This is a genomic window from Amycolatopsis sp. NBC_01488 (genome assembly GCF_036227105.1).
Taxonomy (GTDB): Bacteria; Actinomycetota; Actinomycetes; order Mycobacteriales; family Pseudonocardiaceae; genus Amycolatopsis.
The window spans coordinates 5135610-5159077 of sequence record NZ_CP109434.1 but is presented as its reverse complement, the minus strand read 5'-3'; the positions used below and the strand labels follow the sequence as shown (position 1 = coordinate 5159077).

General features: G+C 73.0%; 11 protein-coding genes and 1 pseudogene. 6 read left to right on the top strand and 6 right to left on the bottom strand.

What is annotated here, in order from left to right; genetic code table 11:
• Positions 1-46 precede the first annotated feature (46 nt).
• A complete protein-coding gene (locus tag OG738_RS24960; RefSeq protein WP_329056826.1) occupies positions 47-1474 on the bottom strand; it encodes an AMP-binding protein in 1428 nt (475 codons plus the stop codon).
• A gap of 5 nt (positions 1475-1479) precedes the next feature.
• The gene (locus tag OG738_RS24955) at positions 1480-2610 is read right to left on the bottom strand and encodes an acyl-CoA dehydrogenase family protein (protein WP_329044484.1); all 1131 of its coding nucleotides are present in this window, start codon (positions 2608-2610) and stop codon (positions 1480-1482) included.
• A gap of 87 nt (positions 2611-2697) precedes the next feature.
• Between OG738_RS24955 and OG738_RS24950 the strand changes: the two genes are divergently transcribed.
• Complete coding sequence (locus tag OG738_RS24950) at positions 2698-3873, top strand: macrolide family glycosyltransferase (RefSeq protein ID WP_329044482.1); 1176 nt, start codon at positions 2698-2700, stop codon at positions 3871-3873.
• Between the two features lie 52 nt (positions 3874-3925).
• Here OG738_RS24950 and OG738_RS24945 read toward each other — a convergent pair whose 3' ends face one another.
• Positions 3926-4759 carry an ABC transporter permease subunit gene (locus tag OG738_RS24945; RefSeq protein WP_329044480.1) on the bottom strand — a complete coding sequence of 278 codons (834 nt, stop codon included), beginning with the start codon at positions 4757-4759 and terminating at the stop codon, positions 3926-3928.
• Between the two features lies 1 nt (position 4760).
• Complete coding sequence (locus OG738_RS24940; protein ID WP_329044478.1) at positions 4761-5732, bottom strand: ABC transporter ATP-binding protein; 972 nt, start codon at positions 5730-5732, stop codon at positions 4761-4763.
• 269 nt (positions 5733-6001) lie between these two features.
• Here OG738_RS24940 and OG738_RS24935 point away from each other — a divergent pair, with 269 nt between their 5' ends.
• A complete protein-coding gene (locus tag OG738_RS24935) occupies positions 6002-6217 on the top strand; it encodes a hypothetical protein (protein WP_329044477.1) in 216 nt (71 codons plus the stop codon).
• Between the two features lie 72 nt (positions 6218-6289).
• On the opposite strand, the pseudogene OG738_RS24930 reads toward OG738_RS24935, so the two are convergent.
• A pseudogene (locus OG738_RS24930) lies at positions 6290-16606 on the bottom strand (SDR family NAD(P)-dependent oxidoreductase); the annotation flags it as partial.
• Positions 16603-17820: a macrolide family glycosyltransferase gene (locus OG738_RS24925; protein ID WP_329044473.1), complete on the bottom strand. Its 1218-nt coding sequence runs from the start codon at positions 17818-17820 to the stop codon at positions 16603-16605. The gene OG738_RS24925 and the pseudogene OG738_RS24930, both read right to left, overlap by 4 nt.
• A 165-nt stretch (positions 17821-17985) precedes the next feature.
• Between OG738_RS24925 and OG738_RS24920 the strand changes: the two genes are divergently transcribed.
• From OG738_RS24920 to OG738_RS24905, 4 genes are all read left to right on the top strand, one after another.
• Complete coding sequence (locus OG738_RS24920) at positions 17986-19431, top strand: NDP-hexose 2,3-dehydratase family protein (RefSeq protein ID WP_329044472.1); 1446 nt, start codon at positions 17986-17988, stop codon at positions 19429-19431.
• Positions 19428-20426 (top strand): Gfo/Idh/MocA family protein, encoded by a 999-nt coding sequence (locus OG738_RS24915; RefSeq protein WP_329044471.1) that lies wholly within the window; start codon positions 19428-19430, stop codon positions 20424-20426. The genes OG738_RS24920 and OG738_RS24915 overlap by 4 nt, the downstream gene beginning before the upstream one ends.
• On the top strand, positions 20426-21211 hold the full coding sequence (locus OG738_RS24910) for an NAD-dependent epimerase/dehydratase family protein (RefSeq protein WP_329044470.1): 786 nt from the start codon (positions 20426-20428) through the stop codon (positions 21209-21211). The genes OG738_RS24915 and OG738_RS24910 overlap by 1 nt, the downstream gene beginning before the upstream one ends.
• 586 nt (positions 21212-21797) lie before the next feature.
• Complete coding sequence (locus OG738_RS24905) at positions 21798-23435, top strand: beta-1,3-glucanase family protein (RefSeq protein WP_329044469.1); 1638 nt, start codon at positions 21798-21800, stop codon at positions 23433-23435.
• Positions 23436-23468: the final 33 nt, after the last annotated feature.

Genomic DNA, 23468 nt, shown 5'->3' with positions numbered 1-23468 from the left:
AAGAGGGCGGTCCCGGGCTTCGGGACCGCCCTCTTCCGTTTCCGCGTCAGTGAGCCGCGGCCAGCTTGGCCCGGTCCGTTTTCCCGTTGGCCGTGCGGGGCAGCTCGTCGACCAGGCTCACCTCGTCGACGATCATGTACTTCGGCAGGTGCGCCGCGCAGTGGGCCTTCATCCCCAGCAGCGTCACGCGCTGGTCCGGGCGCGGGACGATCACCGCGCGCAGACGCGCGTCGATGCCCGCTCCCGCCACCACCACCGCCACCTCGGCCACCGCTGGGTGGCGGGCCAGTGCCGTCTCGATCTCGCCCAGCTCGATGCGGTGGCCGCGGAGCTTGACCATCGCGTCGCGGCGGCCCGCGTACTCCAGCTCGCCCGCCGCGTCGTACCGGCCGACGTCGCCGGTGCGGTAGCCGCCCAGCTGCGGCGCCGCACCCCAGTAGCCGAGCATGACCGTCGGGCCGTCGACGACGATCTCGCCGTCCGACAGCGTCAGCGTGGCGCCCGAACACGCCCGCCCGATCGGCAGGCCGCCGGTTCGCGCGAGGTCCGCGTCGGTCACCTCGTAGCTGGTGACGACGTTGGTCTCGGTCGGGCCGTACCAGTTGAACAGCCGGACGTCCGGCCACGCGCGGCGCAGCGTCTGCACCCCGGCGATCGGGAACGGTTCCCCGGCGAACACGCAGACCCGCAGCGACGCCGGGGCGGGCCGGTCGAGCAGGCCGCCGTGGCGCATCATCAGCAGCAGCGCCGACGGCACCGAGTACCACACGCTGATCCCGCGCCCGTGCAGGAACTCGGTCAGCTCGGCGGGCGAGTACGAGAGGTCCGAACCGGCCAGGTCCACCGACGCCCCGGCGAGGAACGCGCCGTAGAGGTCGAACACCGACAGGTCGAAGTTGAACGGCGCGTGGTTGGCCAGCCGGTCGCCCGCGTGCAGCCCGGTCTCGGCCGCGGCCCACTCGACGAACGCGAGCGCGTTGCGGTGGCTGATCAGGACGCCCTTCGGCGCGCCCGTCGAGCCGGAGGTGTAGAGGATGTAGGCGGGCTCGTCCGGGCCGACGTGCTCGAGCGGCGGCGGTGTGTCGCTTGTGGACAGTGCGGCGAACGAGCTGAGCGGCGGCGGGTTCGCGCCCCAGCCGGCCGCGAGTCCCGCCTCGTCGGCGACCACCAGTGCGGGTGTGCAGCCGTCGGCGATGAGCCGCACCCGCGAGACGGGGTTCGACGGCGCGACCGGCACGTAGACCGCGCCCAGCCGCAGCGACGCCTGCATCAGCGCCACCACCTCGACGCTCTTCTCCGCCCAGATCAGCACCCGGTCGCCGCGGCGGACGCCGGCCGCGTGCAGCCCGGCGGCCTGCCGGTCCGCCAGCTCGTCCAGCTCGCGGTAGGTCACGGTCGTCGCGCCGGCATGCACGGCCGGGGCGTCCGGTGTGCGCTCCTTCGCGGCGAGAACCAATTGGTGCAGCAGGTCCATGGTGCTCACAACCCCAGTTCCATCGCGACCAGCTGCCGCTGCACGTCGGAGGCGCCCGAGAAGATCGTCCCGCCGATCGCGTCCCGCAGCGCGGCTTCGATCCCCTGCGCGCGCAGGTAGCCGCGGCTGCCGAACAGCTGCACGGCGTCCGTCGCGCTCGCCACCGTCCCTTCGGACACCGCGAGCTTCGACAGCGCCGCGAACAGCGTCGCGTCTTCGCCCTGGTCCAGCGCCCAGCAGGCCCGGTACAGCAGCAGGCGGGCGCTTTCGGCCCGCAGCTTCATCTCCACGATCCGGTTGGACACCGACTGGAACTCCGCGAGCCGCTTGCCGAACTGGCGGCGCTCGCGCACGTGCTCCCGGCAGCGCTCGATCAGCCGGTCCTGCACGCCCAGGTACAGCGCGAACAGGCAGGCGCGCTCCCAGCCCATCGAGTGCTGGAAGATCGCCGAGCCCTGGCCCGGTTCGCCGAGGACGGCGTCCGCGGGCACGAAACACTCCGTGAAGGTGACCTCGCAGGCCAGGCAGCCTTCCATGCCGAGCTTGCCGAACGGCTCCCCGAGGACGATTCCCGGCGAACGGGCGTCGACGGCGAAGGCGGTGATGCCCCAGTGACCGGCGGCCGGGTCGGTGACCGCGTAGGTGACCAGGACGTCGGCGACGGGGCCGTTGCTGACGAAGCTCTTGACGCCGTCGAGGACGAACCCGCCGTCGACCGGGATGGCCGTGGTCCGCAGCGCGCCGACGTCGGACCCCGCTTCGGGCTCGGTCATCGCGTTGCCGGCGATCAGGTCGCCGGCGGCGAGGCCGGGCAGGAGCCGGTCGCGCAGCGCAGGGCGCGCGAAGTCGACGATCGGCATGGTGCAGGCGAACAGGTGCGCGGCGGCGCCGAAGACGAGGCCGGTGTCCGGGCAGCCGCGTCCGGCGGCTTCGAAGACCCGCGCCGTCTCCAGGGCGGTCAGGCCGCCACCGCCGTGCTCAGTGGGCACGCTGGCGCCGAGGACGCCGAACTTGCCGAGCAGGGCCCATTTTTCGCGGCTGAACACGTACTCGGGTGCGGCCGGGAAGGCCGCCCGCGTGTCGGCCAGTGTCCGGTCGTAGCGCTGCCGCTGGTCCGCGGTCCAGCCGAACTCCATCCGCCCACCTCCACCAGGGTTCGCGCCCGAGGCTAGCGGCGGGACGTCTGGCGAAATCCCAGAATGCGCGGTGCGAGCATGGCCGGTGTGACCCGACACGTCGTGCTCTGCACCCTGCCCGGCCACGGGCACGTGACCCCCGTCCTGGACGTCCTCGGCGAGCTGGTCCGGCGCGGCCACCGGGTCACCGTGGCCACCGGGAGCGCGTTCGCCGACCGGATCGCTGCGACCGGCGCCCGGCCTCTCCTTTACGACGGGCCGGCCGACGACCCGGGTTCGCACCGCCTGGCCGCCGCGCTGACCGGCGCGTCCAGCTGTCTCGAGCCGCTGGCGCCGGTGCGGAAGCTGCTGGCGGACGACCCGCCCGACGTGCTCGCGTTCGACTCGACCATGTGGATCGCGGGCCGGGTGCTCGCCCACGACGTCGCGTGCCCGACGATCCAGCTGTCGGCGTGTTTCGCGTCGAACGAGCACTACTCGCTGCCGGCGCACGTCGCACGGTACCCGTCGCCACCATCCACAGAGGACTCCTACGACTTCGTCGCCGACCTGAACGCCCTGCTGGCGGCCGAAGCTCCCGGCCGGACCGCCGAACGGTTCCTCGACGACGGACGCGACCACAAGCTGGTCCTCATTCCCCGCGACTTCCAGTACGCGGGCGAGACGTTCGACGCGCGGCACACGTTCACCGGGCCGTGCTTCGGCCCGCAGCGGCCGCTGACGGGCTGGGAGCCGCCGTCGAACGGGAACCCCGTGTTGCTGGTGTCCCTCGGGACGTCGGCGTTCAACGACCAGCCGGACTTCTTCCGCCAGTGCGCGAGCGCGTTCGCGGACCTGCTCTGGAACGTGGTGATGACCCTGGGCGGCGGTGTCGACCCGGCGTCACTGGGGACGCTGCCGCAGAATGTCGAGGCGCGCCCCTGGGTTCCGCACCCGGCGGTGCTGCGCCACGCGTCGGCGTTCGTGACGTCGGCGGGCATGGGGAGCGTCATGGAGGCGTTCTACTGCGGGACCCCGCTCGTCCTGGTGCCGATGCACGGCGAGCAGGAAGTCAACACGGAACGGGTGGTGGAGCTGGGTCTCGGCGTCCGGATCCCGCGTGCGGAGGTGACGCCGGAACGTATTCGCGACGCAGTCCTGGCGGTGGCGGCGGACGAAGGCATCGGCGCGCGGATGCGGGCCATGCGAGACCACGCGCACGAAGGCGGGGGCGCTGTCACGGCCGCCGACCGCATCCTCGACGTGGCAAAAGGTCGTGAGTGAGAAACAGCGTACTAACCCTGTTTCTCACTCACGACCGGCCGTGGTAGACCGCTCAGCCCGAGTCGCGCTTGCCCATCAGCGAGAACGCCACCACCAGCGCCACCGCGACCCACGTCAGCAGCGTGCCGCCGCCGGTCAGCGGGCCCAGGTACGTCACCGAGTCCGTCTTCAGCTGGGCCGTGCTCAGCTGCTCCGCCGCCGACGCCGGGAAGTACGCCAGGATGTCGCGCTGGACCCACTGCGGCAGCAGCGCACCGAGGATCGCCGGGGCGAAGATGAAGCCGATCGCCGTCGCGATCGCGCCCGCCGCGCTGCGCATCATCACGCCGAACGACAGGGCCAGCAGCGCGAACGCCGCGAACTCCGCGCCCCAGCCGAGCAGGCTGCGCAGCACGCCCGGGCCGCCGAGGCCCAGCGTCGGGATGGCCGGGTTGATGCCGAGCACGAGCTGGCCGATGAAGAACGCCGCCGTCGCGAACAGGGTGCCGAGCACGAACGCCAGCAGCCCGACGACCACGGCCTTGGCGATCAGGACCCGGCCGCGGTGCGGGGTGATCGCCAGGGTGAGGCGCATCATCCCGGTCGAGTACTCACCGGACACGGCGAGCACCCCGAGCACCGAGATGAGGATCAGGCCGAGGTTCATCCCGACCATGGCGGTGCCGGCCGAGTCGAAGTCCGCCGTCTGCCCGGCGGGCAGGTTCTTGTAGTCCTGCTCGGTCAGGAAGCTGAACAGCACCGAGAACCCGACGCTGACGACGGCCGCGGCGATGACGACGAGCCAGGTCGAGCGGACCGACTTGATCTTGGTCCATTCCGCGGCGAGCGTGTTGGTGATGCCGGGCGAGGTCTTCGTCTCCGGCAGCGAGGCCGTTGCGGTGGTCACGTTATTCAGTCCCTTCCGACGCGAGCGCCCGCACCGTCTCGAGTACCTTGTGCTCCTCCGGCGGTGCGCCGCTGTGCGACCGGTACTGCACGCTGTCCTTGGTGAGGTCCATGAACGCGGCCTCGAGGCTGGCGCGGACCGGCGTCAGCTCGTGCAGCCCGAGCCGGCGCTCCAGTGCGAGGTCGCCGATCTCCGGCGCGTCCAGGCCGACGACGTTGAGCGAGCCGTCGTCCAGCTTCGTCACCTTGCCGCCCGCCCGTTCGAGTGCTTCGGCGAGCTCGGCGGCCTTCGGCGAAACCACGTGGACGTGGCTGCGCGCGCTGCGCTGGGTGAAGTCGGCGATCGGCATGTCGGCGATGAGCTCGCCGCGGCCGATCACGATGACGTGCGCGGCGGTCTCTTCCATCTCGTTCATCAGGTGGCTGGACACGAAGACCGTCCGCCCCTCGGCGGCGAGGTCCTGCATCAGCGTCCGGATCCAGTAGATGCCCTCGGGGTCGAGGCCGTTCACCGGCTCGTCGAACAGCAGCGTCGGCGGATCGCCCAGCAGGGCCGTGGCGATGCCGAGCCGCTGGTACATGCCGAGCGAGAAGTTGCCGACCTTCTTGCCCGCGACGTCGGTGAGGCCGACGGTGTCGAGCACCTCGTCGACCCGCTTGCGTGGAATGCCGCCGGCCTGCGCCACCCACTGCAGGTGCCGGTACGCCGTGCGCGCGCCGTGGACGGCCTTCGCGTCGAGCAACGCGCCGACCTCGCGCATCGGCGCGGGCAGGTCGCGGTAGGCCTTGCCGTTCACCGTGACCGAGCCGCCGCTGGGGGCGTCCAGGCCGAGGATCATCCGCATCGTGGTCGACTTGCCGGCCCCGTTGGGCCCCAGGAAACCGGTCACGACGCCGGGCTTGATGTCGAACGACAGGCCGTTGACGGCCGTCGTGTCCCCGTATCGCTTCGTCAGATCTCGTGCTGTGATCAAGCGCCTGCTCCGTATCCGTTCCTGGGTACCTGAAGACAGTCAACCGGCTGCCACCGCTGTCGGGCTACTGCACAAGGTCGCTTGTCACCACAACCAAAGTTGCAACCCCCGGACGGGGGTGATCTTCCCAGTACCCAGCGCGACCGGCAACTCGGGAATGTCAACTTTCGATGGTCGGAAGACGACTTTCGAGGACTCACAACGCTGATCGCCGTGTGCTTGAATCGAGCACAGGCAATTCGTCGTCCACCGTTTCCAAGGAGTTTCCCATGGCCAAAGAACAAGGCGGCCGCCCGTTCGTTTCCCTCGTCATGGGGCTGATCCTGGTCGCGGGCGGGATCGCGATCATCATCAACGCGGGCCAGCACACCATCGGCGTGATCGGCGGCGGCGTCACCATCGTCGTGGGCCTGCTGTTCTTCGTCCGCAGCGCCACGTCCCGGAAGACGACCGCCGCCGGGCGGCGCCGGTTCTTCATTTCCTGAAAGCACTTTCGACGGACCTGGCGGCCGTCCTGGTGTCCCGGTCGGGGGGTCACCAGGACGGCCGCTTCCGTTTCACGCCTCGTCGGTACCGAGCGCCATCCGCACCAGATCGTCGACGTCCAGTTCGCCGAGGCCGTCGTCTTCGGAATCCGTCACGAGCGCCGGGGCACGGCCGCTCAGCCTCAGCAGCGCCTCCAGCAACCCCGCCTCGCGCACCCGGGCGATCGGAATCGACGCCAGCGCCGCACGGATCTCCGCCTCCTCGACGTCCTCCTCGGTGGCTTCGGGGAACAGCTCCTCGCCCACGTGGTCCGCGAGCGCCGCCGGGGTCGGGTAGTCGAAGATCAGCGTCGCCGGCAGGCGAATCCCGCTCGCCGCGCTGAGCCGGTTGCGCAGTTCCACCGCGGTCAGGGAGTCGAAGCCCAGCTCCTTGAACACCCGCGACGGATCCACCGGCTCCGCGCCGCCGTAGCCCAGCACCGCGCCCACCTGCGCGCACACCAGCTCCAGCAGCGCCTGCCGCCGCTCCTCGCCGGACGTCGCGGCCAGCCGCTGCCGCAGGTCGGCCTCGGCCGGTGCGGTGGCCGTGCGGCGCCGGACGGCGGTCCGGACCACCGCGCGCAGCTGCTCCGGGACGTCGCCCGCACCCAGCACGCGGGCATCGACCAGCATCGGTACGAGCACCGCGTCGGGCGCGCCCAGCGCGGCGTCGAACAACGCCAGCCCCTGGTCCGCGGGCAACGGCGGCAGCCCGGACCGCGCCATCCGCCGCACGTCGGCGTCGGACAACCCGGCCGTCATGCCGCCGGTCGGCCGCCACGGGCCCCAGGCCAGCGCCAGCGCGGGCAGCCCCGCGGACCTCCGGCGCCGGGCCAGCGCGTCCAGGAAAGCGTTCGCGGCGGCGTAGTTCGCCTGCCCGGGCGCGCCGAGCACGCCCGCCGCCGACGAGAACAGGACGAACGCGGACAGATCGAGGTGGCGCGTCAGCTCGTCCAGGTTCACCGCCGCGGAAACCTTCGGCCGCAGCACGGTGTCGAGCCGGTCCGGGGTGAGCGCGCCGACCAGCCCGTCGTCGAGCACTCCGGCCGCGTGGACGACCGCGGTCAGCGGGTGCTGCTCCGGGACGTCGGCCAGCAGCTTCCCCAGCGCGTCCCGATCGGCCGCGTCGCAGGCGACCACGGAAGTCTCGGCTCCCCAGGTGGACAGCTCGGCCCGCAGCTCTTCGACGCCGTCGGCCGCCGGTCCGCGACGGCTCGCGAGCAGCAGGTGCCGGACGCCGGACGTCGCGAGGTGCCGCGCCAGCAGGCGGCCGAGCCCGCCGGTACCGCCGGTGATCAGGACGGTGCCCTCGGGGTCGAGCGGCGCGGGCACGGTCAGCACGACCTTGCCGACGTGCTTCGCCTGGCTGACGTGCCGGAACGCGGCGGGTGCGCGCCGGACGTCCCAGGAGGTGACCGGGATCGGCGTCAGCACCCCGGCCTCGAACCACTCCAGGAGGCGGTCGAACAGCTCGCGGATCCGGTCGTACCCGGCCTCGACCAGGTCGAACGCCTGGTACCGGACGCCCGGGTGGTCGAACGCGACGCGTTCGGGATCGCGCACGTCGGTCTTGCCCATCTCCAGGAAGCGACCGCCGCGGGGCAGCAGCCGCAGGGACGCGTCCACGAAGTCACCCGCGAGGGAGTCGAGCACGACGTCGACGCCGCGTCCGCCGGTCGCCGCGAGGAACTCCCCTTCGAAGTCGAGGGTCCGCGACGACGCGATGTGGTCGTCCGCCAGGCCGGACGCCCGCAGCGTGGCCCACTTGCCGGGGCTCGCGGTGCCGTACACCTCGGCGCCGAGCAGCCGCGCGAGCTGCACCGCGGCCATGCCGACGCCGCCCGCCGCCGCGTGCACCAGGACGGTCTCGCCCGGCCGCAGGTCAGCGAGGTCGGTCAGCGCGTAGAGCGCGGTCAGGAACACCACCGGCACCGAAGCGCCCTGCGCGAACGACATCCCGGCGGGCAGCCGGCAGAGCAGCCGCTCGTCGACCTCCGCCACCGGCCCGAACGCGCCGCCGAACATGCCCAGCACGCGGTCGCCCGGCGCGAACCGGGTGACGCCGTCGCCGACGGCCGTGACGACCCCGGCGCCCTCCAGCCCCGGCGCGGTGGCCGGGCCGGGGTACATGCCGAGCGTGTTGAGCACGTCCCGGAAGTTCACGCCGGCGGCACGCACGGAAATCCGCACCGCACCCGGCGCGACCGGTCCGGCGAATTCGGGACAGGGCACCACGGTCAGCCCGTCGAGGGTGCCGCGCTCGGCGATGTCGACGCGCCAGGGTCCGGAAGGGACGGTCAGCGCGTCGGTTTCCTTCGCCAGCCGCGCCACCCGGACCACGCCCGCGCGGACCGCGACCTGGTTCTCCCCCGCCGCCAAGGCGTCGGCGAGGTCCGCCGAGCCGTCGGAGTCGACCAGCGCGAAGCGGCCGGGGTGTTCCGACTGCGCCGAGCGCACCAGGCCCCAGACCGCGGCGAGCGCGGGATCGGCCGGTCCGTCGCCGTCTTCGGTGACGACCGCGCCGGAGGTCAGCAGCGCGAGCTTCGCGGCGGCGAACCGGTCGTCGGCGAGCCAGCCTTGAACGAGCGCGAGTGCGTCGTGCGTCGCCTCCCGCACCGGCCGCGTCGCGAACGGGATCACGACGACGTCCGGGACCTCGGTGAGGTCGCCGAGCGAGTCGGCGACCGTCCACGACGGACCGGCGAGGTCGCCGTCGTGGCCGGGCCAGGTGAGCCGGTACAGCGCGTCCGGCCGGGCCGCGAGCTGGTCGGGCGAAAACTCCCGCAACGCCAGCGAATCCACGGTGGCCACGGCCCGGCCGGCGGAGTCGGCGATCGCGATGGAGAGGGACTCGGCACCCGTGCGGGTGAGCCGCACCCGCAGGGCGCGCGCCCCTTCGGCGTGCAGCGACACCCCGCGCCAGGAGAACGGCAGCCTGCCGTTCGGGGCGGGCGGGAACGGCAGGAACGCCGCCGCGTGCAGGACCGCGTCGAGCAGCGCCGGGTGCAGCCCGAACGCACCGTCGGCGGCAGCGGCGGTCTCGGGGAGCTCGACCTCGGCGTAGACGTCCTCGCCGTGCCGCCAGGCGCGCCGCAGGCCCTGGAAGACCGGCCCGTAGCCGAACCCGCCGGCCGCGAGCCGGTCGTAGAGTCCTTCCGTGCCAAGGCTTTCCGCGCCCGGAGGCGGCCACTCGGCGAGGTCGTCGCCGGGTGCCGGGACTTCCGGCGTCAGCACGCCGCTCGCGTGCAGCGTCCACGGGCTGTCGGGCGCCGCGTCCTCGGCGCGCGAGTGGATGGTCAGGGTGCACGCCCCGGACTCGTCCGGCGCGCCGGTCAGGACCTGGAGCCGGACGCCGCCGGTCGCGGGCAGCACCAGCGGCGCCCCGAGGGTCAGCTCCTCGACCTGCGGGCGGGCGGCGCGGTCGCCCGCGTCGACGGCGAGTTCGACGAACGCCGTCCCGGGAAAGAGCACCGAGCCGCCGATGCCGTGGTCGGCGAGCCAGGGGTGGGTTCGCAATGAGATCCGGCCGGTGCCGAGGACACCGGCGGACCCGGCCAGTTCGGCGGTGGCGCCGAGGAACGGGTGGGGGCTGGCGGCCAGCCCGGCGGTCGCCACGTCGCCGGCGCGTCGTGCCGACGTGCCGGGCCAGAAGCGGCGGCGCTGGAAGGCGTAGGTCGGCAGCTCGGCCCGCTCGCCCGCCGGGACCAGCGCGGACCAGTCCGGGGAGAAGCCGTGGACGTGGGCTTCCGCGACCGCGGTCAGCACGGTCTCGACGTCCGGCCGCCGGCGTCGTTGAGTCGCGGTCACGAAGACGTCGTCCACGCACTCGCCGAGCATCGCCGAGAGCACGGCGTCCGGCCCGATCTCGACGAACCGGGTGACACCCCGGGACGCCAGCCAATCGATGCCGTCGGCGAAGCGGACCGCGTCCCGCACGTGCCGGACCCAGTGCTCGGGCGAGCGCAGCTCGGCGGCGGTGGCGAGCCGGCCGGTGAGGTTCGAGACCAGCCCGATCCGCGGGTCCCGATAGGACAGTCCGGCGGCGACCTCGCGGAACCGCGCGAGCATCGGGTCCATCAGCGGGGAGTGGAACGCGTGGCTGGTGCGCAGCCGCTTGGTCTCGCGGCCGAGCTGCGTGAAGTGCGCGGCGATGCCGAGGACGTCGTCTTCGAGACCGGACACGACGACCGACGCGGGACCGTTGACGGCGGCGATCCCGGCCGACGCGGTGAGCAGCGGCCGGACCTCCTCCTCGGTCGCGCGCAGCGCCACCATCGCGCCCGTCGCGGGCAGCTCCTGCATGAGCCGGCCGCGCGCGGCGACCAGCGTGCAGGCGTCGTCCAGGGTCAGCACGCCCGCGACGTGGGCGGCCGCCAGCTCGCCGATCGAGTGGCCCATGACGAAGTCCGGCGTCAGGCCCCACGACTCCAGCAGGCGGAACAGCGCGACCTCGACGGCGAACAGCGCGGGCTGGGTGAAGCGGGTCTGGTCGAGCTGCGCGCCGCCCTCGGCGATCACCTCGTGCAACGGGAGGTCGAAGCGCGCGCAGGCCGCGTCGAAGGCTTCGGCGAATACGGGGAACTCCTCGCGCAGCGGCAGTCCCATGCCCGTGCGCTGGGCACCTTGGCCGGTGAAGAGGAACGCCGAGCGGCCTTCGTCGGCGACGCGGCCACGCACGACGCCCGGGCCTTCGCCGCCCTCGGCCAGCAGCCGCAGGTTCCGCACCGCGGTCTCCCGGTCGGGCGCGAGCACGACGGCCCGGTGGTCGAACGCCGTCCGGGCCGCCAGCGCGGAGCCGATGGCCTGCTCGGTTCCGGCCACCGGGAGCAGCGCGGCGGCCTGCGCGGCCAACGCCGCCTCGGTGTGGCCGGACAGCGGCCACAGCAGTGCGTCCACAGTGGACTCGGTCGACGGCTCGGCCGCGGGGGCCTGTTCCAACACGGCGTGCGCGTTGGTACCGCTGAAGCCGAACGCGGACACCGCGGCCCGGCGCGGCCGTCCGTCGGCGGGCCACGCGACCGGCTCGGTCAGCAGCCGGACGTTCCCGGCGGTCCAGTCGACCCGCTCCGAGGGGACGTCGGCGTGCAGCGTGCGCGGCAGCACCTCGTGCCCGAGCGCGAGGACCATCTTGAGCACCCCGGCGACCCCGGCGGCGGCCTGGGTGTGGCCGAGGTTCGACTTGATCGCGCCGAGCCACAACGGACGCTCGCGGTCCTGCCCGTAGGTGGCGAGCAGCGCCTGGGCCTCGATCGGGTCGCCGAGCCGGGTGCCGGTGCCGTGCGCTTCCACGGCGTCCACATCGGACGGCGCGAGCCCGGCGTCGGCGAGCGCGGCGAGGATGACGCGTTGCTGCGAAGGGCCGTTCGGGGCGGTCAGCCCGTTGCTCGCCCCGTCCTGGTTGACGGCCGAGCCGCGCAGCACCGCCAGCACCCGGCGGCCGTTGCGCTGGGCGTCGGAAAGCCGTTCCAGCAACAGGATTCCGGCGCCTTCCGACCAGCCGGTGCCGTCGGCGGCTTCGCCGAAGGCCTTGCAGCGGCCGTCTTCGGCGAGCCCGCGCTGGCGGCTGAACTCCACGAACCCGGCGGGCGTGGACATCACGGTGACGCCGCCGGCCAGCGCCAGCGAGCACTCGCCGGACCGCAGCGACTGCGCCGCGAGGTGCAGCGCCACCAGCGACGACGAGCACGCCGTGTCGACGGTGACGGCCGGGCCTTCGAGCCCGAAGGTGTAGGAGACGCGACCGGACAGCACGCTCGCCGCGTTGCCGGTGCCGAGGTGCCCGGCGACGTCGTCCGCCGAGTCCCGCAGCAGCGACGAGTAGTCCTGGCCGTTGGTCCCGGCGAAGACGCCGGTGCGGCTGCCGCGCAGCGCCGCCGGGTCGATCCCGGCGCGTTCGAAGGCCTCCCAGGCGGTCTCCAGCAGCAGCCGCTGCTGCGGGTCCATCGCGACGGCCTCACGCGGCGACACCTCGAAGAACTCCGGGTCGAACCCGGCCGCGTCGTCGAGGAAGCCGCCTTCCCGCGTGTAGCAGGTGCCGGGGTGGTCGGGGTCCGGGTGGTAGAGCGTGTCGAGGTCCCAGCCGCGGTCGGCGGGGAACGGCGAGATGACGTCACGCCCGGCCGTGAGGAGTTCCCACAGCTGCTCGGGCGTGCTGACCCCGCCGGGGAACCGGCAGCTCATCGCCACGATCGCGATCGGCTCGTCGGCGCGCACGGCGACCTCGACGGGCCGGAGGTCGGCCGCCCCGAGCAGGTGCTCGGCGAGCGCACGGGGCGTCGGGTGGTCGAAGACGAGAGTCGAAGGCAAGGTAAGGCCGGTCTCGCGGCTCAGCGCGTTGCGCAGCTCGACCGCGGTCAGCGAATCGAACCCGAGGTCGGCGAAGGGCCGGTCCGCGCGCACGGACGCCGGGGGGTGGCCGAGCACCGCCGCCACCTGGGCCCGGACCAGGTCGAGGGCCGCGGGCAAGTCGGACAGGCCGACCGGCGCGGACGGCCGCTCGGCTTCCCCGGCGAGCCGCGCGACCGGCCCGGACCGGTCTCCGGCGAGCCCGCCGAGCAACGGCCGGGTGGTGTCCAGGTCGTCGACGGCGAAGTCGATCGGCAGCACGACGGCGTCGCTTCCGGCGATCGCCCGGTCGAACAGGCGCAGCGCGTCGCGGGCGGGCAGCGGCCGGACACCGCCTTGGCGCATGCGGGCGAGGTCGGCGTCGGTCACCTGCCCGGTCATCCCGCCCTCGGGCACCCACGGTCCCCAGGCCAGCGACACCGCGGGCAGGCCCAGCTCCCGCCGGTGCGCGGCGAGCGCGTCGAGGAAGGTGTTGGCCGCCGCGTAGCTGCCCTGCCCTGCGCCACCCAGCACCCCGGCGGCGGACGAGAACAGGACGAACGCGGACCGGCCTTCGGTGAGTTCGTGCAGGTGCCAGGCCGCGTCGAGCTTGGGCCGCAGCACGGCGTCGAGCCGCTCGGGGGTCAGCGAGGCGACGACGCCGTCGTCGAGCACTCCGGCCGCGTGCACCACCGCGGCGAGCGGGCCGACCTCGCCGAGCAGCCCGGCCAGGGCTTCCCGGTCGCCGACGTCGCAGGCGGCGAGAACGACTTCGGCGCCCTCCGCCGCCAGTTCGACCTGGAGCTCGCGCGCGCCCGGCGCTTCCGGGCCGCGCCGGCTCACGAGGACGAGCCGGCGCACGTCGTGGACGCGGACCAGGTGCCGGGCCAGTTCGCTCCCGAGCGCACCGGGCCCGCCGGTGACGAGCACGGTCCCTTCGAGACGGCGGCGGGGTTCGTCCGAAGTGGACTCGACGAGCCGGGGCACGGTGATCCCGTCCGCGGCGTAGCGGGCTTCCGGTTCCTCCGTGACGAACTCGGCGGGCAGCTCGGCGTCGTCGGCAAGGTCCGCCAGGACGAACCGGCCGGGGTGCTCGGCCTGCGCGGAACGGACCAGGCCCCGCACCGCGGCGCCGGCCAGGCCCCGGGTGACGAAGACCAGCTTCGACCGCGCGTACCGGTCGTCGGCCAGCCACGCCTGCAGCACTGCCAAGGCTTCTCGCGCCATGCTGTGCGCAGCCTCGACGACGTCATCCTCGGCTTCGCAGCGGAAGAAGACCACCGGCGGCACGTCGGAGCCCAGCTCGCGCCAGTCGACCGCCGGGCCGGTGGCGGTCGCCGGGACCTGCTCGACGCGGTACAGCGCACCGGCCGGCTTGACGGCGCGCTGCCCGTCCAGCCAGTAGCGCTCGCGCTGGAAGGCGTAGGTCGGCAGGTCCACGGTCCGCGCGCCACGACCGGCGAAGACGGCTTGCCAGTCCGGGCTGAACCCGGCCACGTGGAGGTTGCCGACGGCTTCGGTGAAGGTGCGCACCTCGTCGCGGTCCCGGCGCAGGACCGGGACGACCAGGGCGTCCGGCACGCAGTCGCCGGCCATCGCGGCGACGACGCCGCCGGGACCGGGCGTCACGAAGCGCGTCACGCGGTTCGCCGCGAGCCAGCGCAGGCCGTCGTGGAACCGGACGGTGGCGCGGATGTGCTCGGTCCAGTACGCGGCCGAGGAAACGTCGGCGGGTTCGCCGGTCACGTTCGACACCACCGGAATCCTCGGCGCCGCAAAGGAAACCGTCTCCGCGACGGCACGGAACTCGTCCAGGATCGCGTCCATGTGCGGGGAGTGGAACGCGTGGCTGACGCGCAGCCGCTTCGCCCCGGCGAACCGCGCCGCGATCTCCTCGACGGCGTCGGCGTCCCCGGAGACGACCACGGCTTCGGGCCCGTTGACCGCCGCGATGGCCACGCCCTCGCGCAGCAGCGGCCGCACCTCGTCCTCGGTGGCCCGCACCGACGCCATCGCCCCGGCCGCGGACACCGACTGCATGAGCCGCGCCCGCGCGGCGACCAGGCGGCACGCGTCCGGCAGGTCGAGCACCCCGGCGACGTGCGCGGCGGCCAGCTCGCCGATCGAATGGCCCATGACGAAGTCCGGCGTCAGGCCCCACGACTCCAGGAGCCGGTACAGCGCGACCTCGACGGCGAACAGCGCGGGCTGGGTCACCTCGGTGCGGTCCAGCCCGCCGCCGCCGAACACCAGCTCCCGCAGTCCGGGGAAGCCCGCGCAGACCTCGTCGAAGGCTCGCGCGAAGGCGGGGAACGCGGCGTACAGCCCGCGTCCCATGCCCGGCTGCTGCGCTCCCTGGCCCGGGAACACGTAAGCCGTCTTGCCGGGGATGGTTTCGCCGATCGACGCCGGCTCGGCCAGGCCGTCCCGCAGTTCCTCGGCGGTCTCCGCGACGACGACCGCGCGGTGCTCGAACGCGGATCGCGTGGTGGCCAGCGAATACGCGACGTCGACCGGCCGGTGACCGTCCACACGCGACCGCAGCCGGGCGGCCTGTTCGCGCAGCGCCTCGGGCGTCTTCGCCGACAGGACCACCGGAACCGGGCCCGGGGCCCCGGCCTCCTCGGCCACGGGCTCGGGTTCGGGGGCCTGCTCGATGATCGTGTGCGCGTTGGTGCCGCTCACGCCGAAGGACGAGACCCCGGCCCGCCGCGTCCGCTCACCCGCAGGCCACGCGACCGCCTCCTGCAGCAGTTCGACCTCACCGGCCTCCCAGTCCACTTTGGACGACGGAATCTCGGCGTGCAGGGTGCGCGGCAGCAGCTCGTGGCGCAGCGCCATGACCATCTTGATCACGCCACCGACGCCGGCCGCGGCCTGCGTGTGCCCGAAGTTCGACTTCGCGGAACCCAGCCACAGCGGCGCCCCGCCCGCGCGTTCGCGGCCGTAGGTCGCCAGCAGCGCCTGCGCCTCGATCGGGTCGCCCAGCGTGGTCCCGGTGCCGTGGCCCTCGACGACGTCGACGTCCGCGGCGGACAGACCCGCGTCGGCCAGCGCGGCGCGGATGACCCGCTGCTGCGACGGGCCGTTCGGCGCGGTGAGGCCACTGCTCGCGCCGTCGGAGTTGACGGCCGAGCCGCGCACCACCGCGAGCACCGGGTGCCCGTTGCGCCGCGCGTCGGAAAGCCGTTCCAGCAACAGGAATCCGACGCCCTCGCCCCAGCCGGTACCGTCGGCGGCGTCGGCGTACGACCGGCACCGGCCGTCCGGCGAAAGGCCGCGCTGCCGGCTGAACCCGATGAACGTCACCGGCGTCGACATCACGGCGACGCCCCCGGCCAAGGCCAGCGAGCAGTCACCACGGCGCAACGCCTGCGCGGCCCAGTGCAGTGCCACGAGCGACGACGAACACGCGGTGTCCACCGTGACCGCCGGGCCCTCGAGCCCGAAGGTGTAGGCCACCCGGCCGGAGGCGATGCTGGCGGCACTCCCGTTGCCCACATAGCCTTCGAGGCTCGCGGGCAGGTCGGTCAGGCGCGTGGCGTAGTCGTTGTACATCACCCCGGCGAACACGCCGGTGCTGCTGCCGCGCAGCGACGCCGGATCGATCCCGCCGCGCTCGAACGCCTCCCAGGCCGTTTCGAGCAGCAGCCGCTGCTGTGGGTCGATCGTCTGCGCCTCGCGCGGCGAGATGCCGAAGAACTCCGGGTCGAACTCGTCCGCGTCGTGCAGGAAGCCGCCGTGGCGGGTGTAGCACTTGCCGGCGCGTTCCGGGTCGGGGTCGTACAGCGCGTCGAGGTCCCAGCCGCGGTTCACGGGGAACTCCGAGATCGCGTCGCGGCCCGAAGCCACGACGTCCCAGAGGTCTTCCGGCGAGCGGACACCGCCGGGGTAGCGGCAGCTCATCCCGACGATCGCGATCGGCTCGTGCTCGCGGTCCTCCGCGTCGCGCAGCCGCTCGCGCGTCCGGTAGAGGTCCGCGGTGACCTTCTTGAGGTACCCGCGCAGCTTGTCGTCGTCGCTCATGCCGGTTCTCCGTCGCCGGCCCGCACGGCGCGTTCGAGCACGTCCGCCGCCCGTTTCGCGCCGCCGGACGCCTTGATGGCCGCGCGCATCCGGGCGACCTCGGCCGCCACGGCCGCGTCGGCGGCGACGGCCAGGACGGCGTCGCGCACGTCGTCGCCGGTCACGTCGTCGAGCAGCGCGCGGCCCAGGCCCAGCCGCTCGACGTTCTGCGCCGTCACCCGCGCCTCCGGCCGCTGCGGCACGGCGACCACGGGTACGCCGTGGCCGAACGCGTCCATCAGGGACCCCGTCCCCGCCTGGCAGACGACGACGTCGGTGTGCGGCAGGACCGCGCGGTGGTCGAGCCAGGAGTGCAGCTCGACGTTGTCCGGCATGGCCGCCGCGACGTCGTCGCCGACGTGCCCGGCGGTGGTCATCACGACCCGCCAGCCGGTGCCGGCGAACGCCCGCCCGCAGGCGGTGAAGAAGCCCGGGTTGCTGTTGGACGAGGTGCCCAGCGACACGAGCACCACGGGCGCGTCACCCGGCGCCGCCCAGCCTTCGGCGGCTTCGCCGTCGTCACCGGTCGGGCCGACGAACACGAACTCGTCGCCGAAGCACTCGGCACGGGGCTGGAAGGCGCGCGGCACGAACACGAGGTTCGCCACGACCTCGCCGCCCCCGGGCGGGAAGTCCGGCGGAGTGTCCAAACCGAACTTCCCGAGCAGCGCGGTGACGCGTTCGCCGCACGCCGCCAGCGCGGGGTGCGCCGGATCGAGCGGCGGGCCGGCCAGCTCGGTTTCGCTGCCGTTGAGCGGAACCTCGTCGTTGCCGCCGAAGCCGGCGAAGAGCCGGACGACCCCACAGCCGGCACGCCGCGCGACCAGCGCGCCGACGTCGGTGCTCAGCACGTCCTGGACCACGAGGTCCACCGGGCGGTCCGCGAACGCCGGCCACGCGGTGGCGAGCGGCGCGTAGGCCTCGTCGAGGTAGTGCGCGAGGACCTCGGCGAGGTCGTCGGCGGTGTGCACGTCCGGCATCGACTCCGGGAACGCCGACGGGTAGGTCAGCACTCTCGCGCCGGTCTCGGCGACCACGCCGGCGAAGCGCTCGGCGACGACGTACGACACGTCGTGCCCGCGCGAAAGCAGCTCGCGCACGACGGGCAGCGTCGGCCGGAGGTGACCGAAGCCCGGAAAACCGAAGAAGGCGACATGCCCGCCGGAGACGTCCACGCCGGTCACCCTAGGTCGGCCGGGAGCGCCGGCCCCGGCGTGCACAGGGAATCCAATGAATCGCCTAGTGTCCCCGCGCCGGCCCGGCAAAGACCAGCATTCCTCCTAGATTTCCCCAGCTACAAAGGGAGACGACCCGTCCGCCGGCCACGCGAGGTGAAATCCATGGAGCGTCACACTGGAACCGGCTTGCTCCGCAAACCGGACGTGACGTTGCCACACCGGCTGGCGAAGTCGGCGGCCGCCACCGACGGCGTCGCGACCCCGAACGCTGTCGTCGAGAAGTGGATCGCGGACCGCAACCTCGCCCACCGCCACGAAGTGCGCCGGATCGAGTTCGGCGAGCTGCGGCAGTGGGGGTTCGACCCCGGCTCCGGGAACCTGCGCCACGACAGCGGCCGCTTCTTCGGCGTCGAAGGGCTCGAGGTCGACACCGACCACGGCCCGGTCACGCACTGGTCGCAGCCGATCATCAACCAGCCGGAGATCGGCATCCTCGGCATCCTCGTCAAGGAGATCGACGGCGTCCTGCACTGCCTGATGCAGGCGAAGTCGGAACCGGGCAACGTCAACGGCGTCCAGATTTCGCCGACGGTCCAGGCGACCAAGAGCAACTACACCCGCGTCCACGGCGGGAGGCCCGTCCCCTACCTGGACCACTTCCGCGACCCGGACCCGGAGACCGTGCTCGCCGACGTCCTGCAGTCCGAGCAGGGTTCCTGGTTCTACCGCAAGCGCAACCGGAACATGATCGTCGAGGCCGCGGGGTTCCCCGGCGAGGACGAGCTGCCCGACGACTTCCGCTGGCTCACCCTCGGCCAGCTGCACGAGCTGCTCAAGCAGGACAACCTGGTCAACATGGACGCCCGCACGGTGCTGTCCTGCATGCCGGCCGGGCTCGAGGGCTTCGAGGCCGACGCCGGGACCGACCTCGCCGCGGCCGTCGCCCGGTCCTCGGCGCTGTACTCCGGCAGCCTGCACACCCGCACCGAGGTGCTCAGCTGGATCACCTCGCGCCAGGCCCAGCACGTCGTGCGCACCAGCCCGCTCCCGCTGCGCGAAGTCGCGAACTGGGTCCGGACGCCGGCATCGATCTCGCACGAGCTCGGCCTGTTCTTCAGCATCATCGCCGTCGACATCACCACGAACGGGCGTGAAGTCGCGCAGTGGACGCAACCGCTGGTCCGGCCGCACGGCGCGGGCGTGGTGGCGCTGCTCGTGAAGCGCGTCGACGGCGTGCTGCACGCGCTGCTCAACGCGCGCGTCGAGCCCGGCTACCTCGACGTGGTGGAGCTCGCGCCGACCGTGCAGTGCACCCCGGACAACTACGTGCTCACCCCGCCTGCGGACCGGCCGCCGTTCCTCGACACGGTGCTGGGCAGACGCGACGACCAAGTGCTGTTCTCCGCTCAGCTTTCCGAAGAGGGCGGCCGGTTCCACCACGCGTACAGCGACTACCAGATCATCGAGGTGCCCGCGGACTTCCCGGACGCCGGGCTGCCCGACTTCCGGTGGCTCACCCTGAACCAGCTCAACGAATTGCTGCGGCACAGCCACTACGTCAACGTGCAGGCCCGCAGCCTGATCGCCTGCCTGCGGGGCCTGCGGTGAGCCGCGCGCTGCGCCTGGGTGCGCTGGGCTGCTCGTCGATCGCCGCGCGGCGCACGCTGCCCGCCGCGGCCGCCGTGCCGGAGCTGACCTTGACCGCCGTTGCGGCCCGCGCGCCGGAGAAGGCACGGGAGTTCGCCGCGCGCTTCCACGCCACCGCGACGACCTACGACGAACTGCTCGCCGGCTCCGACGTCGACGCCGTGTACGTCTCGCTGCCGACCAGCCTGCACCACGAATGGGCCCGGAAAGCCCTGCTGGCCGGGAAGCACGTGCTGTGCGAGAAGCCGCTCACGCTCGACCTCGAGCAGGCCGAGGACCTGGCCGGGCTGGCCACCGAGCGGAACCTGGTGCTGCGCGAGAACTTCACGTTCGTGCACCACCCCCAGCACACGCGGGTGCGCGAGCTGCTCGACGCCGGCCGGCTCGGCGAGCTCCGGACGTTCACCGCGTCGTTCGGCATCCCGCCGCTGCCCGCCGACGACATCCGCTACCAGCCGTCGCTCGGCGGCGGGGCCCTGCTCGACGTCGGGGTCTACCCGCTGCGCGCCGCGCTCTTCCTGCTGGGCCCCGACCTCCGGGTCACCGGCGCCACCCTGCGGTACGACGACGGCGGCGTGGACGTCGCCGGGCACGTGCTGCTCACCTCGGCGAGCGGGGTCACCGCGTCCCTCGACTTCGGGTTCCAGCACAGCTACCGCTCGCGGTACGACCTCTGGGGCAGCGCCGCCTCGTTGTCGCTCGACCGCGCCTTCACGCCGCCGCCGGGGCGCCAACCCGTGCTGCGCATCGAAGAGCAGGACCACGTCGAAGAGCTGTGGCTGCCGCCGGCGCATCAGTTCGAGCTGTCGCTGCGCTCGTTCGCCGTCGCCGCGCTCGCCGGGCGCGACGAGTCCGAAGCGGCCTGGCTCTCCTCCTCCCTCGACACCGCGCGGCTCGCCGACGAAGTGTTCGCGAGCGCGGCCGGCGTGTCCGACGACCGGACGGTGACCCGCTGATGGAGATCATCGGGAACGGCTTCATCGCCCACCACACGCGCCGGTACTTCGGCGACCGGCACCCGGACGTCACCCTGATCGCGGCGGGCGTCTCGACGGTGCTCGTCAACGACGTCTCCGCGTTCCAGCGGGAGTCCACCCTGGTCTACGACGTGATCCGCCGCTGCCGCGCCGCCGGCCGCACGGTGATCTTCCTGTCCACCGCGTCGACCGGCATGTACGGCGCCGACCAGTCGGTCGGCAGCGAAGGCGGCGCGGTCTTCCCGCTCACGCCGTACGGCCGGCACAAGCTGTGCCTCGAGCACGTCTGCGCGCTGTCCGGCGCGCGGTGGCTCGTCCTGCGGCTGTCGCACATCGTCGGGCCGGGCCAGTCGCCGCACCAGCTGCTGCCGTCCCTGACGCGCCAGCTGCTCGCGGGCGAGGTCACGCTGCACTCCGGCGTCTCCCGCGACCTGCTCGACGTCGGCGACATGATGCGGATGATCGACTCGCTGCTCACCCAGGGCATCTGCGACGAGGTGGTCAACGTGGCGTCCGGGCGGTCGGAGGCCATCGAGGACATCGTGGACGGGCTGGAGGAGCGCCTCGGCACGCGAGCCGAGCGCAAGCTGGTGGACATGCCGGCCAAGCGCGGCGAGGTGCGGATCGAGAAGCTGCGGAGCCTCGTGACCGGGTTCGACGACTTCGGCATCGGCCCCGGCTACCTGAAGACGTTGCTGGACCGCAACATCGGCGAGCTGGCCGACAACGCCCGGCGGCACCTGAAGGCCGCGGCCACCGTCTGATCCGCTGTCTGTCCCCTGTGGACGGTTCTGGTAGTCGGCACGACGTCCGGCGCGCCGTACTGGGGGATGGGTGCGCCGGACGTCGTACCTCGCAGGCGGGAGGGGGGAGTGCTCCCGCCGGGTCTGTCAGCCGCTCCCGGCGGCGTGGCCCGCCCGCCCGCACGCTTCGGTCGTCGGCTCGTACCGCTTCGTGCGGCCCCGCGCTTCGCTCATCGGCTTTCCCTCCACCGCGGAAGAACCGCCCGCGCGGTGCCCCGTGATCAGCTAACCGGGCCCGGTCGTGGTACGGCTAGCGGAAAAGGTCGCCGACCGCGACAACCTAAGTTGATCGCCCCCTGGATGAGTAGTCCCCGAATGGAGCAGGAAGCATCTCCCGAATTGCGCTCCCGCCTTTCCGGCGGCCATTCCCGCGCGGACGGCCCCAGGCCGGCACCTGTACGCGAGGGCAAGCTCGGCGGCCGCGCGTACCCCACCTGACCTGGGGGCATTGACCACGTCGGCGCCACGTACCTAGCGTTCGACGACCCCCACCCCGCGGACGCGTGCCTCCCGCCACGCACTCGGCCGCCCTCCCCGAGGAGGCGCCATGTTGTCCAGGCGTACCTTCGTCACGGCGGGCCTCGCGGCCGCCGTGACCAGCGCGCCACTGTGGTCCACCGGCACCGCGCCGAGCGCGCGGGCCGCGACGGCCCTGCCGTTGACGCTGAAGAACAATTCCGGCAGCGGCACCGTCTACGCCTACGTCAGCGGCGCGGACACGTCGGGCTGGCCCGGCTTCGTGACGGCCGACGGCCAGTTCCACCGCCTGCCCAACCCGTCCTCGCCGGTGACGCCGATCCCGGACTACGCCATCCCGCTGGGCGGCTCGGGGTCCCAGGTCACCGTGACCCTGCGCGACTACGTCATCGGCGGCCGGGTGTGGTTCTCGGCGGACAAGAAGATCCAGTTCTTCGTCAACCCGGGCCCCGGCCTCGTGCAGCCCGGCTTCACCAGCTCGGACCCGAACTGGCAGACGAACTGGACGTTCTGCGAGTTCACCTACAACAGCGCGAACCTGTATGCGAACATCAGCTACGTCGACATGGTGGCGCTGCCGGTGTCGATGGCCACCACGGGCGCGGCGGGCGCGCAGTCGGTCAGCCCGCTGCCGGACGGCGCGCTCGCGGCCATCGCGGACGGGCTCCGAGCGCAGCACAACACCGACGGGGCGCCGTGGGACCGGCTGGTCGTCACCGACGCGTCCGGCAAGGTGGTGCGGGTGCTCGCCCCCGGCCACTCCCCGGTCGACTTCGGGGGCTACTGGACGAACTACCTGAACGCCGTCTGGGACCACTACCGCTCGACGCCGCTGACGATCAACGGCCAGGGCAGCATCGGCGCGTACACGGGCACGGTCAGCGGCGACACGATCGTGTTCGCCGGCCTGAACACCAACGGCGTCCCGTTCACCAAGCCGAGCGCGATCGACATCTTCGGCTGCGCGAGCGGCCCGCTGTACAACTCGGGTGGCGACGCCCGCGGCGCGATCGCCGCCCGCCTCGCGGCGGCCCTCAACCGCAGCAGCCTCCTGGTCGCCGGCGGCAACAACCAGCCCGACGGCGTCGCGCCCGCCCAGTACTACAAGGACGCGACCACGAACCACTACGCCCGCCTGGTCCACCAGAACGCGTCGATCGGCTACGCCTTCCCGTACGACGACGTCGGCCCGACGGGCGCCCAGCCGGTGGACGGCCACCTCCAGGACCCGGCCCCGACGTCCTGGACGGTCGCACTGGGCCCGGGCGCGGGCGGCGGCACGACACCCCCGCCCGGCGGCGGCACGAGCGCGTACTCGACGATCCAGGCCGAGTCGTACAGCGCCCAGAGCGGCACGCAGAACGAAGCCTGCAGCGAAGGCGGCACGGACGTCGGCTGGATCGCGGGCGGCGACTGGCTGAAGTACGCCGGCCTCGACTTCGGCTCCAGCTCGCCGGCCCAGTTCGTCGCCCGCCTGGCCTCCGGCGCGGCGGCGGGCGTGAGCGGCGCGATCCTGGCGCGTCTCGACAGCACGACGGGCCCGGTGATCGCGGAGATCGACTTCGCCAACAACGGCGGCTGGCAGCAGTGGCAAACGGTCCCGGCGAACATCGTGAGATCGGCAACGGGCGTCCACGACGTGTACCTGACGTTCGGCGGCGGCTCGGCGGACTTCGTGAACATCAACTGGTTCACGTTCACGCGCTGATCCCGCAGGGCCGGCCGCGGTCGGGCCCGACCG

Excerpts from the sequence above, each read along its gene's own strand:
- OG738_RS24960 (WP_329056826.1), bottom strand. The coding sequence starts at position 1,474 with ATGGACCTGCTGCACCAATTGGTTCTCGCCGCGAAGGAGCGCACACCG.
- OG738_RS24955 (WP_329044484.1), bottom strand. The coding sequence starts at position 2,610 with ATGGAGTTCGGCTGGACCGCGGACCAGCGGCAGCGCTACGACCGGACA.
- OG738_RS24935 (WP_329044477.1), top strand. The coding sequence starts at position 6,002 with ATGGCCAAAGAACAAGGCGGCCGCCCGTTCGTTTCCCTCGTCATGGGG.
- OG738_RS24920 (WP_329044472.1), top strand. The coding sequence starts at position 17,986 with ATGGAGCGTCACACTGGAACCGGCTTGCTCCGCAAACCGGACGTGACG.
- OG738_RS24910 (WP_329044470.1), top strand. The coding sequence starts at position 20,426 with ATGGAGATCATCGGGAACGGCTTCATCGCCCACCACACGCGCCGGTAC.
- OG738_RS24905 (WP_329044469.1), top strand. The coding sequence starts at position 21,798 with ATGTTGTCCAGGCGTACCTTCGTCACGGCGGGCCTCGCGGCCGCCGTG.